Consider the following 19,315-nt stretch of genomic DNA (forward strand, 5'->3'; position numbering starts at 1 on the left):
GTAATAAATGAACTGAACACAATATCGTCCTGTATCATAAATTGTAGTGCTTTTCTTCAGAAAAATAAAATTTGATAACGTTTTCATTTTTTGCCGATTTTCTCTTGATTTTTTTTTAAAATGTGGTAATATTAAATCATAAATAAGAACTGCTGTGGTATACGAATTCATACCTATGTGTTGACCGACTATTTTTGTATTACTAGGGAGACAAAGATCTTTTGGCAGTATGCAGGCTGGTACACCCAGAAGCAACTAAGTCAGAAACACGTCACCCACCTGCTTCTAGCGTGCGGGATCAATACAATTCATGAATAACCGGTACCAATACAGCGTTTTTATTTTGCCCTTCCTTAGCTCAGCTGGCAGAGCAGCGGACTCTTAATCCGTGGGTCGTAGGTTCGATCCCTACAGGGAGGATTGGTTGATATGAGGAAAGTCTTGATTTATCAAGGCTTTTTCTCGTTTTTTGAGTGAATTTGATCATCTTTGGTCAAAAAATAAACCCGTACATTAAAACTATACGGGTCATTTTTGTAATTTATCCCATAAAATCACTCGATTTTTCTGCAAGGACCTCTGCACATCAATGATGCGTTGGTTGGATGAGCCTCTAAATTGCAACATGAGATTGCGTTTGTTTTTGTCATAGCGGCCGTCTACGAGTATGTCCAACCAGCTGAGCAGTTCCAGTTTGTCTGGCGTTTCCTGCATCAATTCTTCCCATGTGTAGCCTGTCCAGGACCAGATGTCCTTGTCTGGCAATTCCTCCCGAACCCGCTTGACGAGTGGGAGGACCGTACCTGTATTAAGAAAGGGCTCACCACCTAAGAGGGTCAGGCCCTGTACATAGGGCTGGGCCAAGTCTGCTAAGATGCGGTCTTCCAGCTCCTGAGTGTAGGGAATGCCAGCCTTGAAGGACCAGGTGGCCACGTTGTAGCAACCGGGGCAGTGAAAGAGGCAACCGCTGACATAGAGGGAGCACCGCACGCCTTCGCCGTCCACAAAATTAAAGGCCTTGTAGTCCATAATCCGTCCCTGACTAAGTTCCTCGCTCTTCCACTCGCCTGGTTTGGGATTGTTCCAGGTCTGCTCCGTCATAGCTGCCTCCTTCTCTTAGCCAATCCAGTAACGTTCTACTCCTTCGCGGGTGTCTTCTAGGCTACCGCCACAAGCCACAATCGTGCGACGACTGGCTTGATTGTTTGTCGAGCAGGTCACAAGGACCTTGGTGATATTTTTACTAGCCGCCTCCTGCAAACCAAGTCGCAGTTGTTCCTTGGCATAGCCCTTGCCACGCTCGGACGGTCGAATGGAATAGCCAATATGACCGCCTTTATTGAGCAGGAAATCGTTGAGCCGTAGGCGTAAACTGAGAAAACCAAGGGCTCGACCTGTTTGGTCAAATGATACATATTGAATGGAAGGGACAAAACCGTCTGGCAGGTTTAGGCCTGCTTCATAATCTTGGTTTCGCAAAATCCAGTCTTCAAAGTCCACATCTTTAGAGATAAAGCCTCCGTCCATAGCAGAGCCTGCGGCTTCAAACTCGGCTAGCATATCCAAAATCGTTTCCTTATCCGCCACAGTCGGTCTTCTTAATTCCATTCTAGCCTCCATATTGTCTTTTGAAAAATTCGCTGATGATGTCAATATCCAGTCCCAAGTCCTGCACAATTTCTGCCTTGTGGAAATCGTCATAGTTGTCCTTACCACTCCAGACAAAAGAATTGGTCACAATCTGATAGACCTTGTCTGGCTCGACTGCTCTGCCATTGACCATAAAACCCTCACCGTCTGGGATAATGCCCCACATCTGAGGGTGGAGGCCGGTCTGCAAGCTAGCCACCAAATCGCTGCCTTTGATAGCAACCAGCAGGACGCGTTTGGAAAAGGGCAGGACCTTGACCAAGTCCGAATAAAAGATTGGTCCCGCCGACAAGGAAGCCCGAATGCCGAAGCCGTTGATGACCGCTCCATCCGCCTGCAAACCTAGTTGACTCGCCTGTTCAAATAAAGCCTGACAAATAACAGGGGCCAGAGTTGATAACCCTTGACGAATGCTGTCTCGCTCTCCGTCTAGTGCCTGAGGTAAAATCGCTATCGGTTTGGAAAAAGCTGCGTCACGTTCCGATTTCATCTGGTCGATAATAGCCTTGACCGCCCTGTCTTCTTGGGTCAGTTTCTCCACCTCAATCAAGTCATAAGCCAGAACTTCGTGCCGTCCATCTGCAAAACACCGCAGGGATAGATGACCGACAAAACGACCATACTGACCAGCCTGGCAGATACTAACTCCACCAGTCTGACTAGGTTGTTTTAGAATGGTATGGGTATGTCCGCCCAAAATCACGTTAAGTTCAGGGAAATCCTTGGCCAGATTCACATCTTCATCATAGCCCAAGTGACTGAGCACGACCAGATGAGCTGATGGATTCTGACTCACAATCTGGTCTACCAATCGCCGCAGAGCTTGTCGATGGTCTTCAAAAATCACATTCTCCGACGGTGACGCAACCTCCTGGGTTTCCAGAGTAGTCAGACCTAAGACATAGAGAGGCTTTCCATTCATATCGAATTCTAGGACATCCTCAAGCGGCACCAGTTCATCAGTCGCTGCTTCATCACGGTAGCGGAGATTGGAGGACACGATTGGAAACTGGGCAAAGTCGTCCAATCGACTGAGCAACTCATCTCCGTGGTCAAACTCATGATTGCCCAAGGTCATGGCCTGGCAACCGATTCGATTCATCAACTCGATTTCCTTGACCCCTCGATACATATTGAAAAAGATATTGCCCGAAAAGAGATCGCCACTGTCAAAAACAAAGGTCGGAATTCCGTTCTGCTCATTACGAGCCTGAATATCCGCAATCAGCTGTGCCTTCTTGGGAAAATTCTCCACATAGGAATGCATATCATTAGTATGGAGAATGCTGATATCTGTAAATTCCATATTATTTCTTCTTATTCTTGGCTTGCTTGAGCAATTCCTGCACACGCGACTTCTTGTCCTGCTTCACAGTAGAATTCTTCTCATGATAGCGTGCCACCAAGGCCTTGCCCTTGTCGTCTAATTGATATTTTCCCATTGTTTTCTCCTTTTTATGTAGTCATTCAGTTTACTTTTAGTACTCGCTTCAAAGGTTTGGGGAACCTTTGAAGGCTGGAAATAGGGCGAACCGCTTTCGCCTCAAAAGCTGCAGACAGCCGGAAATGAGATTTGCGAAAGCGAGTTAACGACGTAATAAAAGATAAACTGGATGACGATGAAATAGCAGAGCTATTGATTGTTTCTTTCTATTATAACAAACTTCCGTAGTTCCTCAAAACTACGGAAGCCCTAATGTCCGTTCTTTATAAACTAGACCCATTCATGTGTTTGACACGGGAAATAATTTCCTTGTGGCGACCCTTGACCATAGGTCTGGCCTGCGGATTGCCTAAATAGCCACAGGTCCGCTTGACCACGTCAACTGTTTTGGGGTCGCTATTGCCACAGTTTGGGCACTTGAAACCACGCTCTGTCGGCTCGAAGTCCCCCTCAAAATCACAGGCGTAGCAATGGTCAATCGGAGTATTGGTCCCCAGATAGCCCACACGGTCATAGGCATAGTCCCAAACAGCCTCCAAGGCCTTTGGATTTTGTTGCAAGACAGGGTATTCACAGTAGTGGATAAAGCCACCGCTGGCACCTGCCTCCACATAGACCTTTTCAAAGTCCAGTTTTTCAAAAGGAGTCGGATTTTTCCGTACATCGTAGTGGAAGGAATTAGTGTAATACTGCTTGTCGGTAATGTTTGCAACCAGACCAAACTTGTCTGTATCCATGCGGCAGAAGCGATCCGTCAGGCTTTCAGATGGGGTTGAATAAACAGAGAAATGATAGCCATATTGGTCAGACCAAGCATCTGTCAATTCCTTCATTCGTTTGATAATGGCAATCGTGAAATCCTTGGCTTCTGGATTGTCCTCCCAGTGACCTCCGTAGAAAACGGCCGCCACTTCATAGAGTCCGATATAGCCTAGCGAAATGGTCGCTCTGCGATGTTTGAAAACCTCATCCACCGTATCGGTCTTGGCCAGTCGCTTGCCAAAAGCCCCATACTGATACAAAATCGGTGCATTGGCAGGTGTCGCCTCCTTGACCCGCTCCACACGGTAAACCAAGGCATCCTTGGCAATAGCCATGCGTTCTGCAAATATTTCCCAGAACTTGTCCATGTCGCCCGCTGATTCCATAGCAATCCGTGGCAGATTGACGGTCACAACACCCAAGTTCATCCGCCCAGATGTCACATCCTGACCGTTTTCATCCTGCCAACCTTGTAAGAAGGAACGGCAACCCATTGGCACCTTGAAGGAGCCTGTCAACTCAACAATCTTGTCATAAGACAGCATATCTGGATACATCCGCTTGGTTGCACATTCCACCGCCAGCTGCTTGATGTCATAGTTGGGCGAATCAGGCTCCAAGTTCAAGCCCCGCTTGACTGTGTAAATCAACTTTGGAAAGATAGCTGTCCGACCTTCGCGCCCCAGACCTTTGATACGAATGTTCAAAATCGCTTTTTGAATTTCCCGTTCAAACCAGGAGGTTCCGAGACCAAAACCGAGCGAGGTAAAAGGCGTTTGCCCATTGGACGTAAAGAGGGTGTTAATCTCATACTCCAAAGACTGCATGGCATCGTAGATATCCTTTTGAGTCTTGGCACGCGCATAGTCTTCCTGCTTGTCTGGCAAAACCCAGTCTGTTGCTTCCTTCAAATGCTTCTGGTAATTGAGTTCCGCATAGGGAGCTAGCACCTCATCAATGCGGTCAGCTGAGCAACCTCCGTACTGACTAGAGGATACATTGGCAATAATCTGCGAAATCTGAGCCGTAGCCGTCTGAATCGACTTGGGACTTTCCACATCCGCATTCCCAATCTTAAAGCCCTGAGCCAACATCCCCTTGAAATCAATCAAGCAACAGTTGGTCATGGGAGTATAAGGACTGTAATCCAAGTCATGATAATGAATATCACCTTTTTGGTGGGCATTGGCTACATGGGCAGGCAAGAGTTTGAGGCCAATGGATTTTCCAACGATCCCCGCTGTCAAATCCCGCTGAGTATTGAAAACATCGGCGTCCTTGTTGGCATTCTCATTGACCAAGGCCTGATCCTTGCTCAGCAACTTGTGAATTTCAAAGTTAATATCGGTCGCCTGATGTCGACGAAAATCCCGCTGGGTCCGATACTGGATATAGCGTTCTGCTAACTCATACAAATGAGCCTTGAGCAACTCCTGCTCCACAATGGTCTGGATTTCATAAATCTGGATGTCGCCTGTGAAACGACGACCAATCTCTTGCAAGCTTGCCTCTAAAACCAGCTGCAGACCAGCCTCTGACACGGGGTGTTCTAACTCCTGATTGGCCCGCGAAAGAGCAGAAAAAATCTTTTGCTCAGTAAAGGACACCGTCCGACCGTCCCGTTTCAAGACGACTAAATTCAGTTTTTCTACATCATTTTCTTGCACCTTCATCTGACTGGCCTCCATTTTTTCACTGCTACTAGTGTAACATTTCACAAATTAAAAATCAATATCTTGTGTTAAAAAATATAAAAATTAAAAAATTACACTAAATATAGTCTATCTTTCTGAAAAGCAAATGAAAACAAGAGCCTATTCTGACTCTTGCTTTCTGGTCCATAAGAAGTACAAATTGATCGCACAGGCCACTAAAATCACAGTAGGCCAAAGCAAATTTAAGAGGGGAACTTTACCAACATTCACAGCAAGAATGAGGATATTCCACACCACTCCCAAACTATAGACAATCGTCAGTATAATTTTCATAAAACACTCCAATTAAATGATAGTGCTATTATACTACAAACGACCGTTGATGTCCTTAATCTGTCGCTCCATTTTTCGATAGTTTATTAGAAATAGCAGAGCGTATACCAAGACAAAGATAAGCCAGAAGAAGAGAAGGGCACCAAGTTTCACGGGAAACCAGCCTGCTAAAATGCCCAGCGGTGTGAAGCCTAAAGCTGTGATGCAAAAATGCGTTGCCGTCATTCGCAAAAGGCTCCAATCCTGTTCAAAAATCTTGTCTGCCAGCTGAAACAAGATGCCGATTGCTGCCCAAATCAGCACACAGATTAACATGACGGTTACCTGATTAAAATTGCTCAGGTAGTAAGCCCCCATGGTTGAGAGTGGATTGAGCGGAAGATACGTTCCCTTTCCGAAAATACTGGAAGTGATGATGGAAATGACAGTTCCAACTGAAACGCCTAAACTGGCTGATAAGATGTATTTTTTCATATTCCTAACCTTTCTTTGATGGATTTTAAATAACGTCGAGACGAGTAGGTGACAGAGCCATTTTTCATGACCAGTTTGACCAGACCATTGGCTGTCAGCTTGAGGTGATCCAGTTGCTTGATGTGAATGATTTCCGACTGGGAAATCTGCAAAAAGTTGGCAGGCAGTTCCTCCTTAACCTGATACAAGCGTAGGTTGGAAGTAAAGGAATCTGCCACCGTTTCCACCTGTAAAACCTTGTCTTCCAAGTAGAGCCTGACAATCTCATCATGCTCCAAAAGATATACCTGCTCCCCTTTTTTGACTGTCAGCCTAGATGTCTGCTTGTCTAGGTTTTGAACATAGGCCACCAACTGTGAAATCTGCTCAGACATAGTTTGAGCCTCAATGGTCACTAAGTCTTCCAAAATTTCTGGTGATATAGCTAGTTTTACTTTCATCTTCTCTCCCTTCTCTTTCTGACCCTATTAAACACCATTTCTCTATTGGTTTCAAGGGCTTTTGACTATGTGGTCGATTTCCTGCCCTAAACGGCAAAAAAGCCAGAACAACTGTCCTGACTTCTTATTTCTTTAAAAATGTAAGACCGGTTATCATCTGCCAAACAGTGATTGGGTAAACAGTCAGGCGCTCATAGATCGCCATTACAGTCACTTGATTTTCTGAAATCACCATCTGTAAAAAGCCTGCTGCAATAAAACCACATACTCCAAGGAGGACGCTCAATGAACGATAGGTTATTTTAGACCCTGTCAGGAAAACACCTGTTAAGATCAAGGTAGCATTTCCCATCATAAATGACAGCCTAGCCCCAAGTCCATGAAGACCATCCTGACCAGGTACTCCACCTTGGAAGAAACCAACTAACAAGCTCCCCAGCCCAAATAAAGTGACAATGAATAATAAGAACATTGCCGCAAGGGGATGTCTCTGCCTTATTTTTGGAAAAATAAGCAGAGCGTAGGAGAGAACAAAGCCAATCGCAGTCAGGATGAAGCCTAGATTCATGACAATGGCCCAATTCGAAAAGTTCTCTGGAACGCCAGCTACCTGTTGCCCATTATATACTCCAAGTGCCGAAATAAATTGACGACCATAAACATAACTAAGTGGGTAACCAGTTCCAATCGCAGCAATCAATTCTGTCCCTAAGTAGATACTGGCATTGATCAGAAAACCAATCGCTCCCCATTTTTGTAGATGACTTTCTCTCACCATTTCCTTACTCAACTTTCTCTTTGTGTTTACTGACAGAATTATTTAAAGACTGTTTTCTTTTCTGCCTCTATACGAACAGAGTCAAAGCCTGGTTCCTTGGCTTTCCCAATTGAAACCATCAACACAGGAATATATCTCTCTGGATCCAAGTCAAAGGTCGCTGCCATCTCCTCAGGGTCAAAACCTGACATTGGATTCGTTTCATAGCCGTGAGAACGAGCCACCAACATCAATTGCATAGCGGCCAGACTAGCATCCATTTTAACGACTTCTCTCATCGTGGCTGGTGATAAAGCATTATACATGCTCTTGATGATAGGCACCTGATAATCTCGTACATCTTGAGGCATCTTGCCTTCAGTCACAGCACGATCGTAGATAGCTTCTGTGTGTTCCTGCGGCTGCATATCTGCAAAGATTAAAACGACAGCTGAAGCCGTATCTACTTGCTTGGTGTTAAAACGTACCATAGGACGCAACTTGGCCTTAGCAGCCTCGCTTTCCACCACCACAAAACGCCAAGGTTGTAAATTGACAGAAGATGGAGCTGAAATGGCCTTGTTTAGCATTTCGAGCATTTCCTCATGGTCAATTTTGACTGTTTCGTCATATACTTTGACCGACTTACGGCCAAACATAATCTCATTAAAATCATTCGTTTGCATACTGATTTATCCCCCCTTACGATAGTGCTGTTATGACATTAGAAAGTAGGGCGTAGGTCGTTGCAGGAAAGGCAAAAATCATACGATTTAAGTCTTTTGCGGTTAACTTCTGATTGATAATCAAAGTCAGCAAGTTTACCATCTCTCCTGCTTCATGTCCCAACAAAGCTGCCCCTTTCAAGGTTTTATCCTTACCAACAATCAGCGTAAAACGAGCCTCCGCTTCTAACTTCGTTTGGAATTTCAATCGTTGACCAAAGGGAACCTCGATAATCTGATATTGTTCCGGATTGGCTTCGGCTTCTGCCACAGTGACACCGACTTGTGCCAGACGCGGCAGAGTGAAAACAACGTTTGGAACTACTGGATAGTCAATTGGATCTGGATTTCCCAAAATATGCTCTGCAATGTAGCTAGACTCAAAGCTGGCAGTCGGTGTTAAGCGAGGAATGGTTTTTGAAACCACATCTCCAGATGCGTAGATATTGGATAGGGATGTCTGCATAAACTCATTTACCTTGATACCTGTTCGGTCAAAATCCACTCCCACAGTTTCCAAGCCAAGACCTTCTACGTTTGACACGCGGCCTGTCGCATCAATAATCGTATCTGTCTCGATTTCTAATCCTTGAGCCGTCTTGACAAGAAGGCCACTTGCAGTTTTTTCAGCGGAAGAAACGGCTTGGTTAAAATGGAACTGGACGCCATCGGCTGTCATTTTTTCAACCACAGTGGCTACCATTTTTTCAGGATAAGCTGCCAATGCCCGTTCGGCAAACTCGATGATATGGACTTCTGAACCCAGCAGTGATGCCATTGTCGCAAATTCTAGTGAAATAATCCCAGCACCGATAAAGACCAGTCTCTCAGGCATATGGTCCATATCAAGAAAGGCACGGCTATCTTGGAACCATTCATTACCAGGAACATTGAGGCGTGCTGGACGTTGACCTGTTCCGATGACGACATAGTCTGTCGAAATTTCCTTGTCATCAACCAAGACAGTATGAGCATCTTTTAACTGTCCGTGACCTTTTAAGACGTCAATCGATAGATGGGCAAACATGCCTTCTAGCATAGGAGAGTAGGTCGGGATTTCCTCTTTTTTGTAAGCCATGAGCTTCTCCCAAGAAATCTCACCTGTTTTGGCAATCCCTGCCTTTTCATACCGAGCCAAGCCGTCCATAAATTCAAACGGACTTTCTAGCAAGAACTTAGCGTTACAACCATAGTTTGTACAGGTTCCAGCTATAATATCTTTTTCGACAATGGCAACTTTTTTACCTGCCTTGGCCAAGTCAACAGCAGCATGCCAGTTAGCATGACCAGAGCCGATAAAAGTAACATCGTATTGGTACATTATTTCTCTCCTCCTTTTGCTAACACAGAAACGACCATCTGACCCAGAGCACGAGCAGATTGAGGATTTTGACCTGTCAAGACACGACTATCTTGGCGAACTACCGGTGTAAAGGCTGTTCCAATCTCAACCTTAGCTCCTTTTTCAAGAAGAGCAGTTTCCGTTAAAAATGGTACTAAATCGGTAGTCCCGTTTAGTTCTTCTTCTTGATTGGTAAAACCAGTAATAACTTTCCCTTCAATCAAGGCCTGACCTGCCTCATCTTTAATAGGCAAAAGTCCTGCCACACCGTGACAAACTGCTGTTACAAGGCCTCCATTTTGGTAAATCTGGCTGGCCAGCTCTGCTATTTCCATTGACTGTGGAAAATCCCACATAACCCCATGACCACCTGTATAATAAATCAAGTCATAGTCAGCCGCCTTAACCTGATCTGGTCGAAGCGTTTGACCCAGGGCACGATTGCGAAAATCAGCGTCCGTGTAGTAAGTGCGGTCCACAGCATCTATCATGGTGAGGCTATGTGGGTCTAGTGGAACATAACCACCCTTTGGACTAACAAAATCCGCCTCATAACCAGCTTTAACCAACTCATCATAAAAATGAGTCAGTTCACTGAGCCAGAGGCCTGTAAGTCGCTCATGCTCACCATACTGTTGGACATTTGTTAAGACAATCAATACTTTTTTCATTTTTTCACCTTTAATTCAATCGCGCGCGATTGTTTTTTGATATGTGTATAGTCTATGCTTATTCATTTGATTTGTCAAGACAAAAGAATTTTGATAAGATATTTTTATCGCAAACGATTAGAAAGACGAGAAACCATGTCCGATTATCATTTTTCCAAACAGCTCTGCCATTCCTTCTACCATGTTAACAAGCTCTTTAATCAATTCTACATGAAAAATCTCAAGGAATTTGATTTGACCTATACTCAGTACCTCGTCCTCGTTGTCCTTTGGGAAACATCTCCTCTATCACTCAAGGTGTTGGGTGAAAAATTGGATCTTGCCAGTAATACTTTAACGCCTCTTCTCAAACGCTTAGAAGAAAAGGGATATATTCGACGCATGATTCCCAAGGAAGATAAACGCCAACTTCTGATTTATCTTACCGAAGACGGTCAAAAACTACAAGAAACCCTTGAAGACAAGCTACTTTCCTGTTTTCGTCAACTAGATGGCTTGACCATAGAAAAAAAACAAGCCTATATCCAGTCTAATCAAGAACTCATCGACAGTTTACAGAACTATTTGAACTAATCATCTATCCACTCCTGCTTTTCTCCACAAAAGCAGGAGTTTTTTCCACCCAAAAAGCCAGAACAGCTGTCCTGACTTTCATTGTCTTATATTTTTTTCTTCAACTCCGCCACTGCCATCATGACTTCCATGGGGGTCATATTATAGATGTCCAGTTTTGCCAGTTCATCGAGGACTGGGTTAGAAGGCGTGTCTGCGAAGAGGTCGATTTGTCCAGACGGCTCTTCCACAACTGACGGAGCTGGGTTAGCTGGTGCAGTAGGGGCTTGGTTTTCAAGTGTCTGCAAAATCCTGTCCGCCCGCTGCAATAACTCCTCTGGCATTCCCGCAATCTTAGCCACATGAATCCCGTAGGACTTGTCAGCTGGACCTTGGGCAATCTTGTGGAGGAAGGTGACTTGGCCGTCCTTCTCCAAGGTCGATACATGGACATTCTCTAAGTGTTCCAAGGTCTGGCTAAGGTCTGTCAACTCATGGTAGTGGGTGGCAAAGAGGGTCTTGGCACCAATCTTGTCGTGGATGTACTCGATGATAGACTGGGCCAGAGCCATGCCGTCATAGGTGGCCGTTCCCCGTCCAAGTTCATCAAAGAGGATGAGAGACCGATCTGTCGCCAGACGGACCGCCTTATTGGCCTCCATCATTTCGACCATGAAGGTGGACTGTCCGCTGACCAAGTCGTCTGCCGCCCCAATACGGGTAAAAATAGCATCGAAAATCGGCAATGCAGCCTGATCAGCAGGCACATAGGAACCCATCTGCGCCATGATGACGATAACCGCCAACTGCCGCATATAGGTAGACTTACCGCTCATGTTTGGACCTGTAATCAGTTGCATATGCGTATCAGTATCCAAATGAATAGAGTTGGGAATGTAGGTCTGCTTGCCCATGACCTTCTCCACCACCGCATGACGACCACGGTCAATGGTCAATTCTCTTTGATCTGTAAAGCGTGGACAAACCAAATGTTGCTGCTCCGCCACAACTGCAAAGGCCTGCAAAACATCGATGGTTGCAATGGTCCGAGCCAGCTTCTGCAAGCGACCGATATACTTCTCAACCTCTTGGCGAATCCGCATGAAAATCTCGTACTCCAAATTAGCAGACTTATCACGCGCCTCCAACATCTGCCCTTCAATTTTGGCCAACTCCTCCGTACCATAGCGTTCCGAATTTTTCAAGGTCGCCTTACGGAAAAAATGGTCCGGCACATTGCCCAGATTGGAATTGGTCACATGGAAATAGTAGCCGTCTTTTTTATTGTAATCAATCTTGAGATTATTGATACCAGACGCCTCACGCTCCTTGGCCTCAATCTCCGCAATCCAACCCGCACCCTCACGCATGACCAGACGGTACTGATCCAGCGTTTCGTCAAAGCCCGTACGGATGATGTTTCCATCTGTGATAGTCCCTTGGGCTTCTGGGTCAATAGCAGAGCTGATAAGAGCGTGTAGTTCTGGGATTGGATCCAGACCTGCCACCAAGCTAGTCAGAGCAGGCTGATCCATTTGTAACAAGATATTCTTGATAGCAGGGACATTTCCAAGGGTCTGAGAAAGCTGCAAGAGGTCCTTGGGCAAGGTCTTGCCAAAAGACACCCGACTGGCCAAGCGTTCGATGTCATAGACACCCTTCAAGGCCTCGACCAAGTCGCTCCGTTCAAAGTAGTAATCCAGAAAGACCTGCACAACAGCCTGGCGGCTCTCAATCCGCTTGAGGTCAATCAAGGGCCTGTCAATCCAAGCCCGCAAGAGCCGCATCCCCATAGCTGTCTTGGTTTCGTCCAGCAACCAATACAAGCTACCATGCTTCTTGCCAGTTCGACCGTTTTCCAGCAGGTCCAAGCTGGACTTGGTCGCATAGTCCATTTGCAGATAGTCCTTGATTTCATAATGGACTACCTTCTGCAAGTGGCTCAAGTCCCGCATCTGTGTCCGATGTAGGTAGCTGAGGAGTTTGCCCGCCGCAGCCTTTTCCAAGTCTGTCAAGGAGTTATCAATCAGCTGAACATCCTCCGTCACCTCATCTTCAAAAGACAGCAACAAGTTCATCTGATTAGAGAAGACCTGCTCTTCTTCCTCAGACAGAGCGTAACCGATGACCAATTCACGTGCTCGTAAATTGCGGATTTCACCACAAAGACTGGTAAAATCGTCTAGACTAGTCACGAAAAATTGCCCTGTTGACACATCCATATAAGAAAGTGCGAACTGCACACCCTGACGGTCAATAGTGACCAGGTAGTTGCTATCGGATCCCATTTTGGTGGAATCCATGACTGTCCCCGGTGTGATGACCTGCACCACTTCCCGCTTGACCACGCCGACTGCCTGCTTGGGATCCTCCATTTGCTCGGCAATCGCGACCTTGTGTCCCAACTCTACCAGTGTATCAATGTACTGCTGGGCCGCATGATAGGGAACACCAGCCATGGGAATGGGATTTTCCGCATTTTTATTGCGACTGGTCAGGGATAATTCCAAAATCTGCGCAGCTTCGACCGCATCTTCATAAAATAATTCATAAAAGTCACCCATGCGAAACAGCAAAAAAGCATCTGGATAGTTTGCTTTGATATCCAGATACTGCTGCATGCCTGGAGAAATTTTATCTGTTGCCATTCTTTCTCTCAATTCTAATTCAAGTAATAATTTATTTCAGCCTCAACCTGTTTGGCAGCCTCCTCGTCTCGACAAATGACCAACAAGGTATCTGCACCTGCCAAGGTTCCTAAAATCGACTTTGGCTTTTCAGCATCGATAATATTGGCCATCAAAGCAGCTTCCCCAAGGTCCGAATGAAGAACTAGGATAAAACTAGCTCTGTCGACTTTATATGCATATTGTGCCAATAGTTGGATAAAGTTAACTCCGTCTTCCTCCACTGCCAAAGAATAAAAGGAATGCCCATTTTCATGAATTTTTATCACGCCTAATTCACGCAAGTCCCGTGACAATGTGGTCTGGGTCACCACTACTCCTTGAGCCTCCAATGCCTGCTGAATATCTGTTTGACGTCCAATCTTTTCCTGACGAATCATGGCCCGAATCAAATCATGTCGTCCTGCTTTATTCATCTTCTTACCTCAGAATGTATATTTATAAAAATATTATAACACTTTTCACCGCTATTGACCTAGAAATGTGTTAAAATAGAATCAATAACTTTGGAGGAAATCCTATATGAATCAAAAACAAGTGATTGCAGAAAGACTAGCTACCATCCTTCCGAGTTTGGAAGTAGAAGCTATCTACAATCTGCTAGAAAAACCGAAATCATCAGAAATGGGTGACATCGCCTTCCCTGCCTTCTCACTTGCAAAAGTAGAACGCAAGGCTCCACAGGCTATCGCAGCAGACATCGTTGAAAAACTCGATACAACTGGCTTTGAGAAGGTTGTAGCTACCGGTCCCTACGTCAATTTCTTCTTGGACAAGGCTGCTATTTCACATCAAGTCTTAACAGATGTCATTACTAAAAAAGACCAATACGGTAAACTCAACATTGGTCAAGGACGCAATGTAACCATCGACATGTCTAGCCCAAACATTGCTAAACCATTCTCAGTTGGACATTTGCGCTCAACTGTTATCGGCGATGCCCTTGCCAACATCCACGAAAAGCTTGGCTACAAGCCAATCCGCATCAACCACTTGGGTGACTGGGGTAAACAATTTGGTATGTTGATTGTTGCCTACAAACTTTGGGGTGACAAGGCTGCCGTCGAAGCCGATCCAATCTCAGAACTCCTTAAACTCTATGTCCGTATCAACGCTGAAGCGGAAGAAAAGCCTGAGTTGGACGACGAAGCACGCCAATGGTTCAAAAAATTGGAAGACGGCGACCCAGAAGCGCATGAATTGTGGCAATGGTTCCGTGATGAAAGCTTGGTCGAATTTAACCGCATCTACGACAAGCTAGGTGTCCAATTCGACAGTTTCAATGGCGAAGCCTTCTATAACGACAAGATGGATGAAGGCATCCAAATCCTAGAAGAAAAAGGACTCCTTAAAGAATCTAAAGGTGCACAAATCGTTGACCTTGAGAGCTACAATCTTCCACCTGCTCTTATCCGAAAAACAGACGGTGCAACACTTTACATCACACGTGACATGGCAACAGCTATGTACCGCAAACGCACCTACGACTTTGTGAAAAGCATCTATGTCGTTGGTCAGGAGCAAATCAACCACTTCAAACAGCTCAAGGCTGTCTTGAAAGAAATGGGCTTCGACTGGAGCGACGATATGACCCACATCACCTTCGGTCTGGTTACCAAGGACAAGAAAAAGCTCTCCACTCGTAAAGGAAATATCATCCTGCTCGAGCCAACGCTTGACGAAGCCATTTCACGTGCCCTTACCCAAATTGAAGCCAAAAACCCTGACCTTGAAAACAAGGAAGAAGTGGCACACGCAGTTGGTGTCGGCGCTGTTAAGTTCTACGACCTCAAAACCGACCGTGACAATGGCTACGACTTCGACTTGGAAGCTATGGTTTCCTTCGAAGGTGAAACAGGTCCTTATGTACAATACGCATACGCCCGCATCCAGTCTATCCTGCGCAAAGCCAATTTTGTACCAAGCGCAGAAAATGACTACAAACTAGCTGACGCAGAAAGCTGGGAAATCATCAAACACATCCAAAACTTCTCAAACGTTGTAGAACGTGCTGGTGACAAATTTGACCCATCTCTCATCGCTAAATATGCTATTAACCTGGCTCAAGCCTTCAACAAGTACTATGCACATACTCGAATCTTGGATGAAAGCCCAGAGCGTGACAGCCGTTTGGCTCTTGCCTACACAACTGGTGTCGTCCTCAAAGAAGCTCTACGTCTTCTCGGCGTAAAAGCACCAGAAAAAATGTAATAACATTCTATCCTCAATCTTATTGATTGAGGATTTTTCGTTGCCAGCAACCAATAAATTTCAGTAAACGACTAAAAAATTTCAAAAATTGTCAGACAAGTGCGAATAGATTTAGCGAGGGGGAATAAGAACCTGTATTCACAGTTCAGTACTTCCACTTAAAGTTAATTTTTCAGCTACTCATCATTCGTTTTTTTCAAAATACAGTCCGTATTCTCTCAAAAACTTCCTTGATGAGCGATCTTATCTAAAAGTACTATACTTGTAAATACAGATTCTAAGACCTCTACAAAACATTTTTTCAAAGGAGTCTGAATGACACAAAGAACACTGACAACAAATCAACCACGTTTTTCTATCCGCACCTATTCACTCGGCGCCGCCTCTGTTTTGCTAGCCTACGCCTGTCTAACAGCTGGCCCAGTGGCTACTGCCAATACGACAACCGGTACAGCTATAACCCCGTCTTCCACCCAAACAAGGACGACTAGCTCGACTGGTCAGGACATAAAAACACAAGTCAGTCAATCTACTAGCAATCAGTCTAGTACAAACCAAACAAGTACTACGACTTCCATTCAATCCACCCCATCAAGCTATCAAGAAAAGAGCCCTGCAGGCACAACTACATCGTCTACACAAGTAACCACTCCATCTTCTAGTCTAGCAAGCTCTCAACAAACGACGCCGGCTTCACAGGAAAGTCAAAGCCAGACTAAACAAACAAAGACCAACCAAAACCAGACTAATACTTCATCAGCAAGTAGCTCTGCTATTTCCCCAAAAAATACAAGCCAAAGTCAGACGCGTAACAGCCAAAGCCCTACAACAAATCAAGCAAGGACCGCAACTGTTCAAAATTCTAGTACACGTTCTACAACAACCGGCTCAATTTCACAAGGTGACGACTATCCCTATAAAACAGGTTGGCAAATCGACCCTTGGGGGCTCTATACACGTCAGTGTACTTCATTCGTAGCTTATCGTCTCAGTTCCGTAAACGGCTTTACACTACCTCGTGCTTATGGTAATGCCGATGTTTGGGGAACAAGGGCTCAAAGCGAAGGTTATCGAGTTGATATGAATCCTGCCTTAGGATCCGTTGCTTGGTGGAATACCATGCACGTTGCTTGGGTAACTGCAATTGATGGCGACCGTGTTGAAATTGAAGAATATAATTACAACTATTCAGAAAGTTACCACAGACGATGGATTTCTAAAAATTCTGTCAGCGGCTACATTCATTTCAAAGACCTATCTAGCTCGTCCATTACCCAAACAAAGCCAACCACTTCTAATTCCTCTAGCTTAGCTTCAAGCGGAACTTATACCTTCACTCAACAAGCACCTATTAAAAATGAAGCCAAGCAATCCAGCTCGACTATCGATTACTACTACTCTGGAGAGACAGTTCGCTATGATAAAGTACTGACAGCAGATGGATATCAGTGGATTAGCTATCTTAGTTATTCAGGGGCTCGTCGTTATATTCCTATCAAGCAAATAACAACAACTCAAGTAACACAGCCATCTACTCAAGCTAACAATCAGCTTCCTGCATCAGGTACTTACACCTTCCGTAGTAGAGCTAGTATCCGTAATCAACCAAGCCTATCCTCTGCCGAGGTTGCTTACTATAACGCTGGCTCATCTGTCCGCTATGACCGCATTGTCACTGCCGAAGGACGTCAATGGATCAGTTATGTCAGCTTTTCTGGGGCCCGTCGCTACATTGCCATTCCATAAAAACAAAGAAACTGCAGGGTCACTATGAACCGTGCAGTTTTTTAGATGATTAAATATCTGTGGAATTAATAGCAGTACTTGGCTGCTCCTTTGGCTTACGTAAATGGAAGAACACCGTCACACCAAAATAAATAGCAAATAAGACAATATTGATGATGTAGCCCCCTAACATAGTTGCTGCTGTCACATCACGAAAGGCTGCATCTGAGTAGAGTTGAGCAACACCTTTACCTGCTAGGTAGTTATAGGTGTTCAGTAGCAAGGTTGAAAATAGATAGCCAATGTAAAGATAGGAGGCCAGCTCATTTTTCTTCATGAAGAGGAAAACAATGACTGCAATCAGTAGACCAAACATGACTATAGCTGCTATCTTCTGAATCATGCTAGTCTGAAGATTGGCTGTTTCGCGCGAAACAAGAATATACTCTTCCACATTAATCCCTGTAACTCCCTGCATAGCCGAACGAACCTGCTCCTCATTGAAAGTCGAAACAAAGGAACTAAACAGTCTTAAAATAACTGCAATACTGGATAGTATCACAAAAATATACAAATGAATTGGTCTTTTCATATAAGCACCTCCTAATTTTAGTCTTATTCTACTCCAAAAACCATGCTTTGTCAATGTGATTTTGTGAACAAGTTGAAATCTATATATTAAAATGCTATAATAAAGAAAAAACGGTAAGGAGGAGAAGCGATGAAACATTTTAGAAAATACTACTGGCAATACTTTTATCTCTACCTACTTTTTTATCATTTTGCAAAATTACTCTTCCCTGACCTCACTAATATTTTGGGTGCTATCGGTTTTTGGAGCCTTGTTGCTGCCCTGCTCTATACCATCTACTACTGGATTAGCTACTGGCTCTATATCCGTAAGCAGAAGAAATAAGAACATCTCCTCTAAGCCTGACCTAGAGGAGATACTTTTATTTATTGGTGATGTTTTGAAAAAAGTCAAATTGGCGGTAGGTCAGATTTTCTGGCAAGGTCAAATCCACATCGTCCTCCACATCCGCTACCGTTAATTCCACATCCAAGGGCAGATCCTTCAATCTGTAGTGTCTGACTACCCGCCCCTCTGCACTAACAAAGTCCAGCAAATACCCATTCACCCGAACTTGATACAACATCAAATTATCCGTCAAATTTTCAATGACCAGCATATCCATCTTTCTACGCCCAATCGTATATTCTGGAACCCTATAGTAATGAAATTTTTTATCCATGTCCAATCTCCTTCATATCAATGACCACATCTGCCTTTTCCCAAATAGCAGGATTGTGGGTCGCAATGACAATCACACGCTTGTCATTTTTTAATTCTGTCAAAAGCTGCATGACCTCTTCAGAATTTTTAGGGTCAAGTGCAGCGGTTGGTTCATCCGCTAAAATCAAGGGAGGATTTTTTAAAATCAACTTGGCTAGGGCGACCCTCTGCGCCTCTCCACCTGATAGGGTATAGACAGGTTTGTTCACATCTAAATAGCCCAGATTGACCTGTTCCATAGCCACCAACTGCCTTTGCAACCGCTCAGCTTTTGATAGCTTCTGTCCAACAAATCCCAAGTCCAAATTCTCTCTAATGGACTGATTTTCCAACAAGCCAAAATGTTGAAAAAGATAGCCCATCTCCTGCCGAAAGAAAACCTGCGAAGATAAGGTGGACAAATCCTGTCCCTGATACATAATCCGCCCACCATCAGTAGCTTCCAGCTTGGCCAGCATATTCAACAAGGTCGTCTTGCCACTGCCACTTTTACCAATCAAGGCATATATTTTCCCCTTTTCAAGTTTCATATTCAAATCAGAAAAAATCACCCGTTGTTCAAAACTCTTTTTCAATCCCTGAATCTCAATCAT

20 protein-coding genes, 1 tRNA gene and 1 other RNA gene are annotated in these 19,315 nt (G+C 44.6%); 6 read left to right on the forward strand and 16 right to left on the reverse strand.

All coding sequences use genetic code 11. From position 1 onward, the window contains the following. The first annotated feature begins 146 nt into the window (after positions 1 to 146). Both ssrS and C1E99_RS07310 read left to right on the forward strand, forming a co-directional pair. A non-coding RNA gene (gene ssrS / locus C1E99_RS07305) (6S RNA) lies at positions 147 to 340 on the forward strand. A 7-nt stretch (positions 341 to 347) separates the two neighbouring features. After that, a tRNA-Lys gene (locus C1E99_RS07310) sits at positions 348 to 420 on the forward strand. A 108-nt stretch (positions 421 to 528) separates the two neighbouring features. Here C1E99_RS07310 and nrdG read toward each other — a convergent pair. The 11 genes from nrdG to C1E99_RS07370 form a co-directional block, all read right to left on the reverse strand. Continuing rightward, positions 529 to 1,101, reverse strand: coding sequence for an anaerobic ribonucleoside-triphosphate reductase activating protein (gene nrdG, locus C1E99_RS07315; RefSeq protein WP_105207118.1), 573 nt, complete (start codon positions 1,099 to 1,101; stop codon positions 529 to 531). Positions 1,102 to 1,116: 15 nt separating this feature from the next. Beyond that, positions 1,117 to 1,608: a GNAT family N-acetyltransferase gene (locus C1E99_RS07320; protein WP_105207119.1), complete on the reverse strand. Its 492-nt coding sequence runs from the start codon at positions 1,606 to 1,608 to the stop codon at positions 1,117 to 1,119. 1 nt (position 1,609) lies between these two features. Continuing rightward, positions 1,610 to 2,956, reverse strand: coding sequence for a bifunctional metallophosphatase/5'-nucleotidase (locus C1E99_RS07325; protein WP_105207120.1), 1,347 nt, complete (start codon positions 2,954 to 2,956; stop codon positions 1,610 to 1,612). A 1-nt stretch (position 2,957) separates the two neighbouring features. Next, the gene (locus C1E99_RS15405) at positions 2,958 to 3,092 is read right to left on the reverse strand and encodes a hypothetical protein (RefSeq protein WP_105207121.1); all 135 of its coding nucleotides are present in this window, start codon (positions 3,090 to 3,092) and stop codon (positions 2,958 to 2,960) included. A 265-nt stretch (positions 3,093 to 3,357) separates the two neighbouring features. After that, the gene (gene nrdD, locus C1E99_RS07335; RefSeq protein ID WP_105207122.1) at positions 3,358 to 5,529 is read right to left on the reverse strand and encodes an anaerobic ribonucleoside-triphosphate reductase; all 2,172 of its coding nucleotides are present in this window, start codon (positions 5,527 to 5,529) and stop codon (positions 3,358 to 3,360) included. Between the two features lie 348 nt (positions 5,530 to 5,877). Beyond that, positions 5,878 to 6,318 carry a DUF3021 domain-containing protein gene (locus tag C1E99_RS07345; RefSeq protein WP_105207124.1) on the reverse strand — a complete coding sequence of 147 codons (441 nt, stop codon included), beginning with the start codon at positions 6,316 to 6,318 and terminating at the stop codon, positions 5,878 to 5,880. Then, complete coding sequence (locus tag C1E99_RS07350; RefSeq protein WP_105207125.1) at positions 6,315 to 6,758, reverse strand: LytTR family DNA-binding domain-containing protein; 444 nt, start codon at positions 6,756 to 6,758, stop codon at positions 6,315 to 6,317. The genes C1E99_RS07345 and C1E99_RS07350 overlap by 4 nt, the downstream gene beginning before the upstream one ends. Positions 6,759 to 6,882: 124 nt before the next feature. Next, positions 6,883 to 7,548 carry a DUF998 domain-containing protein gene (locus tag C1E99_RS07355; RefSeq protein WP_238146218.1) on the reverse strand — a complete coding sequence of 222 codons (666 nt, stop codon included), beginning with the start codon at positions 7,546 to 7,548 and terminating at the stop codon, positions 6,883 to 6,885. A gap of 26 nt (positions 7,549 to 7,574) precedes the next feature. After that, a complete protein-coding gene (locus C1E99_RS07360; RefSeq protein WP_105207126.1) occupies positions 7,575 to 8,201 on the reverse strand; it encodes a nitroreductase family protein in 627 nt (208 codons plus the stop codon). Positions 8,202 to 8,217: 16 nt separating this feature from the next. Then, complete coding sequence (locus tag C1E99_RS07365) at positions 8,218 to 9,561, reverse strand: dihydrolipoyl dehydrogenase family protein (protein ID WP_105207127.1); 1,344 nt, start codon at positions 9,559 to 9,561, stop codon at positions 8,218 to 8,220. Continuing rightward, entirely contained in the window at positions 9,561 to 10,253 is a 693-nt protein-coding gene (locus C1E99_RS07370) for a type 1 glutamine amidotransferase domain-containing protein (protein WP_105207128.1), read from the reverse strand. The genes C1E99_RS07365 and C1E99_RS07370 overlap by 1 nt, the downstream gene beginning before the upstream one ends. 135 nt (positions 10,254 to 10,388) lie before the next feature. Between C1E99_RS07370 and C1E99_RS07375 the strand changes: the two genes are divergently transcribed. Continuing rightward, positions 10,389 to 10,826: a MarR family winged helix-turn-helix transcriptional regulator gene (locus C1E99_RS07375; protein ID WP_105207129.1), complete on the forward strand. Its 438-nt coding sequence runs from the start codon at positions 10,389 to 10,391 to the stop codon at positions 10,824 to 10,826. An 86-nt stretch (positions 10,827 to 10,912) separates the two neighbouring features. Here C1E99_RS07375 and mutS read toward each other — a convergent pair whose 3' ends face one another. Together mutS and argR are read right to left on the reverse strand one after the other, a co-directional pair. Beyond that, positions 10,913 to 13,453 carry a DNA mismatch repair protein MutS gene (mutS, locus tag C1E99_RS07380; protein ID WP_105207130.1) on the reverse strand — a complete coding sequence of 847 codons (2,541 nt, stop codon included), beginning with the start codon at positions 13,451 to 13,453 and terminating at the stop codon, positions 10,913 to 10,915. A 14-nt stretch (positions 13,454 to 13,467) separates the two neighbouring features. After that, a complete protein-coding gene (argR, locus tag C1E99_RS07385) occupies positions 13,468 to 13,908 on the reverse strand; it encodes an arginine repressor (protein ID WP_105207131.1) in 441 nt (146 codons plus the stop codon). Positions 13,909 to 14,014: 106 nt separating this feature from the next. Between argR and argS the strand changes: the two genes are divergently transcribed. Both argS and C1E99_RS07395 read left to right on the forward strand, forming a co-directional pair. Continuing rightward, a complete protein-coding gene (argS, locus tag C1E99_RS07390) occupies positions 14,015 to 15,703 on the forward strand; it encodes an arginine--tRNA ligase (protein ID WP_105207132.1) in 1,689 nt (562 codons plus the stop codon). A 315-nt stretch (positions 15,704 to 16,018) separates the two neighbouring features. Beyond that, positions 16,019 to 17,449, forward strand: coding sequence for an SH3 domain-containing protein (locus C1E99_RS07395; RefSeq protein WP_105207133.1), 1,431 nt, complete (start codon positions 16,019 to 16,021; stop codon positions 17,447 to 17,449). Between the two features lie 49 nt (positions 17,450 to 17,498). Here C1E99_RS07395 and C1E99_RS07400 read toward each other — a convergent pair whose 3' ends face one another. Next, positions 17,499 to 18,020, reverse strand: coding sequence for an MFS transporter (locus C1E99_RS07400; RefSeq protein ID WP_105106719.1), 522 nt, complete (start codon positions 18,018 to 18,020; stop codon positions 17,499 to 17,501). Between the two features lie 129 nt (positions 18,021 to 18,149). On the opposite strand from C1E99_RS07400, the gene C1E99_RS07405 reads away from it, so the two are divergent. Then, positions 18,150 to 18,344: a hypothetical protein gene (locus tag C1E99_RS07405; protein ID WP_105106718.1), complete on the forward strand. Its 195-nt coding sequence runs from the start codon at positions 18,150 to 18,152 to the stop codon at positions 18,342 to 18,344. Between the two features lie 37 nt (positions 18,345 to 18,381). Here C1E99_RS07405 and C1E99_RS07410 read toward each other — a convergent pair whose 3' ends face one another. Continuing rightward, on the reverse strand, positions 18,382 to 18,681 hold the full coding sequence (locus tag C1E99_RS07410) for a hypothetical protein (protein ID WP_105106717.1): 300 nt from the start codon (positions 18,679 to 18,681) through the stop codon (positions 18,382 to 18,384). Further along, on the reverse strand, positions 18,674 to 19,315 hold the full coding sequence (locus tag C1E99_RS07415; protein WP_105106716.1) for an ABC transporter ATP-binding protein: 642 nt from the start codon (positions 19,313 to 19,315) through the stop codon (positions 18,674 to 18,676). Before C1E99_RS07415 ends, C1E99_RS07410 begins: the two co-directional genes overlap by 8 nt.

The sequence above is a fragment of the Streptococcus suis genome (assembly GCF_002964045.1).
GTDB lineage: Bacteria > Bacillota > Bacilli > Lactobacillales > Streptococcaceae > Streptococcus > Streptococcus suis_U.

What these genes read in the sequence shown, in the direction of transcription:
- C1E99_RS07350 (WP_105207125.1), bottom strand. Translation starts at nt 6,758, where the DNA reads ATGAAAGTAAAACTAGCTATATCACCAGAAATTTTGGAAGACTTAGTG.
- mutS (WP_105207130.1), bottom strand. Translation starts at nt 13,453, where the DNA reads ATGGCAACAGATAAAATTTCTCCAGGCATGCAGCAGTATCTGGATATC.
- C1E99_RS07320 (WP_105207119.1), bottom strand. Translation starts at nt 1,608, where the DNA reads ATGGAATTAAGAAGACCGACTGTGGCGGATAAGGAAACGATTTTGGAT.
- C1E99_RS07410 (WP_105106717.1), bottom strand. Translation starts at nt 18,681, where the DNA reads ATGGATAAAAAATTTCATTACTATAGGGTTCCAGAATATACGATTGGG.
- C1E99_RS07400 (WP_105106719.1), bottom strand. Translation starts at nt 18,020, where the DNA reads ATGAAAAGACCAATTCATTTGTATATTTTTGTGATACTATCCAGTATT.
- C1E99_RS07405 (WP_105106718.1), top strand. Translation starts at nt 18,150, where the DNA reads ATGAAACATTTTAGAAAATACTACTGGCAATACTTTTATCTCTACCTA.
- argR (WP_105207131.1), bottom strand. Translation starts at nt 13,908, where the DNA reads ATGAATAAAGCAGGACGACATGATTTGATTCGGGCCATGATTCGTCAG.
- C1E99_RS07360 (WP_105207126.1), bottom strand. Translation starts at nt 8,201, where the DNA reads ATGCAAACGAATGATTTTAATGAGATTATGTTTGGCCGTAAGTCGGTC.
- C1E99_RS07325 (WP_105207120.1), bottom strand. Translation starts at nt 2,956, where the DNA reads ATGGAATTTACAGATATCAGCATTCTCCATACTAATGATATGCATTCC.
- C1E99_RS15405 (WP_105207121.1), bottom strand. Translation starts at nt 3,092, where the DNA reads ATGGGAAAATATCAATTAGACGACAAGGGCAAGGCCTTGGTGGCACGC.
- C1E99_RS07375 (WP_105207129.1), top strand. Translation starts at nt 10,389, where the DNA reads ATGTCCGATTATCATTTTTCCAAACAGCTCTGCCATTCCTTCTACCAT.
- argS (WP_105207132.1), top strand. Translation starts at nt 14,015, where the DNA reads ATGAATCAAAAACAAGTGATTGCAGAAAGACTAGCTACCATCCTTCCG.
- nrdD (WP_105207122.1), bottom strand. Translation starts at nt 5,529, where the DNA reads ATGAAGGTGCAAGAAAATGATGTAGAAAAACTGAATTTAGTCGTCTTG.
- C1E99_RS07415 (WP_105106716.1), bottom strand. Translation starts at nt 19,315, where the DNA reads ATGATTGAGATTCAGGGATTGAAAAAGAGTTTTGAACAACGGGTGATT.
- C1E99_RS07370 (WP_105207128.1), bottom strand. Translation starts at nt 10,253, where the DNA reads ATGAAAAAAGTATTGATTGTCTTAACAAATGTCCAACAGTATGGTGAG.
- C1E99_RS07345 (WP_105207124.1), bottom strand. Translation starts at nt 6,318, where the DNA reads ATGAAAAAATACATCTTATCAGCCAGTTTAGGCGTTTCAGTTGGAACT.
- C1E99_RS07365 (WP_105207127.1), bottom strand. Translation starts at nt 9,561, where the DNA reads ATGTACCAATACGATGTTACTTTTATCGGCTCTGGTCATGCTAACTGG.
- C1E99_RS07395 (WP_105207133.1), top strand. Translation starts at nt 16,019, where the DNA reads ATGACACAAAGAACACTGACAACAAATCAACCACGTTTTTCTATCCGC.
- nrdG (WP_105207118.1), bottom strand. Translation starts at nt 1,101, where the DNA reads ATGACGGAGCAGACCTGGAACAATCCCAAACCAGGCGAGTGGAAGAGC.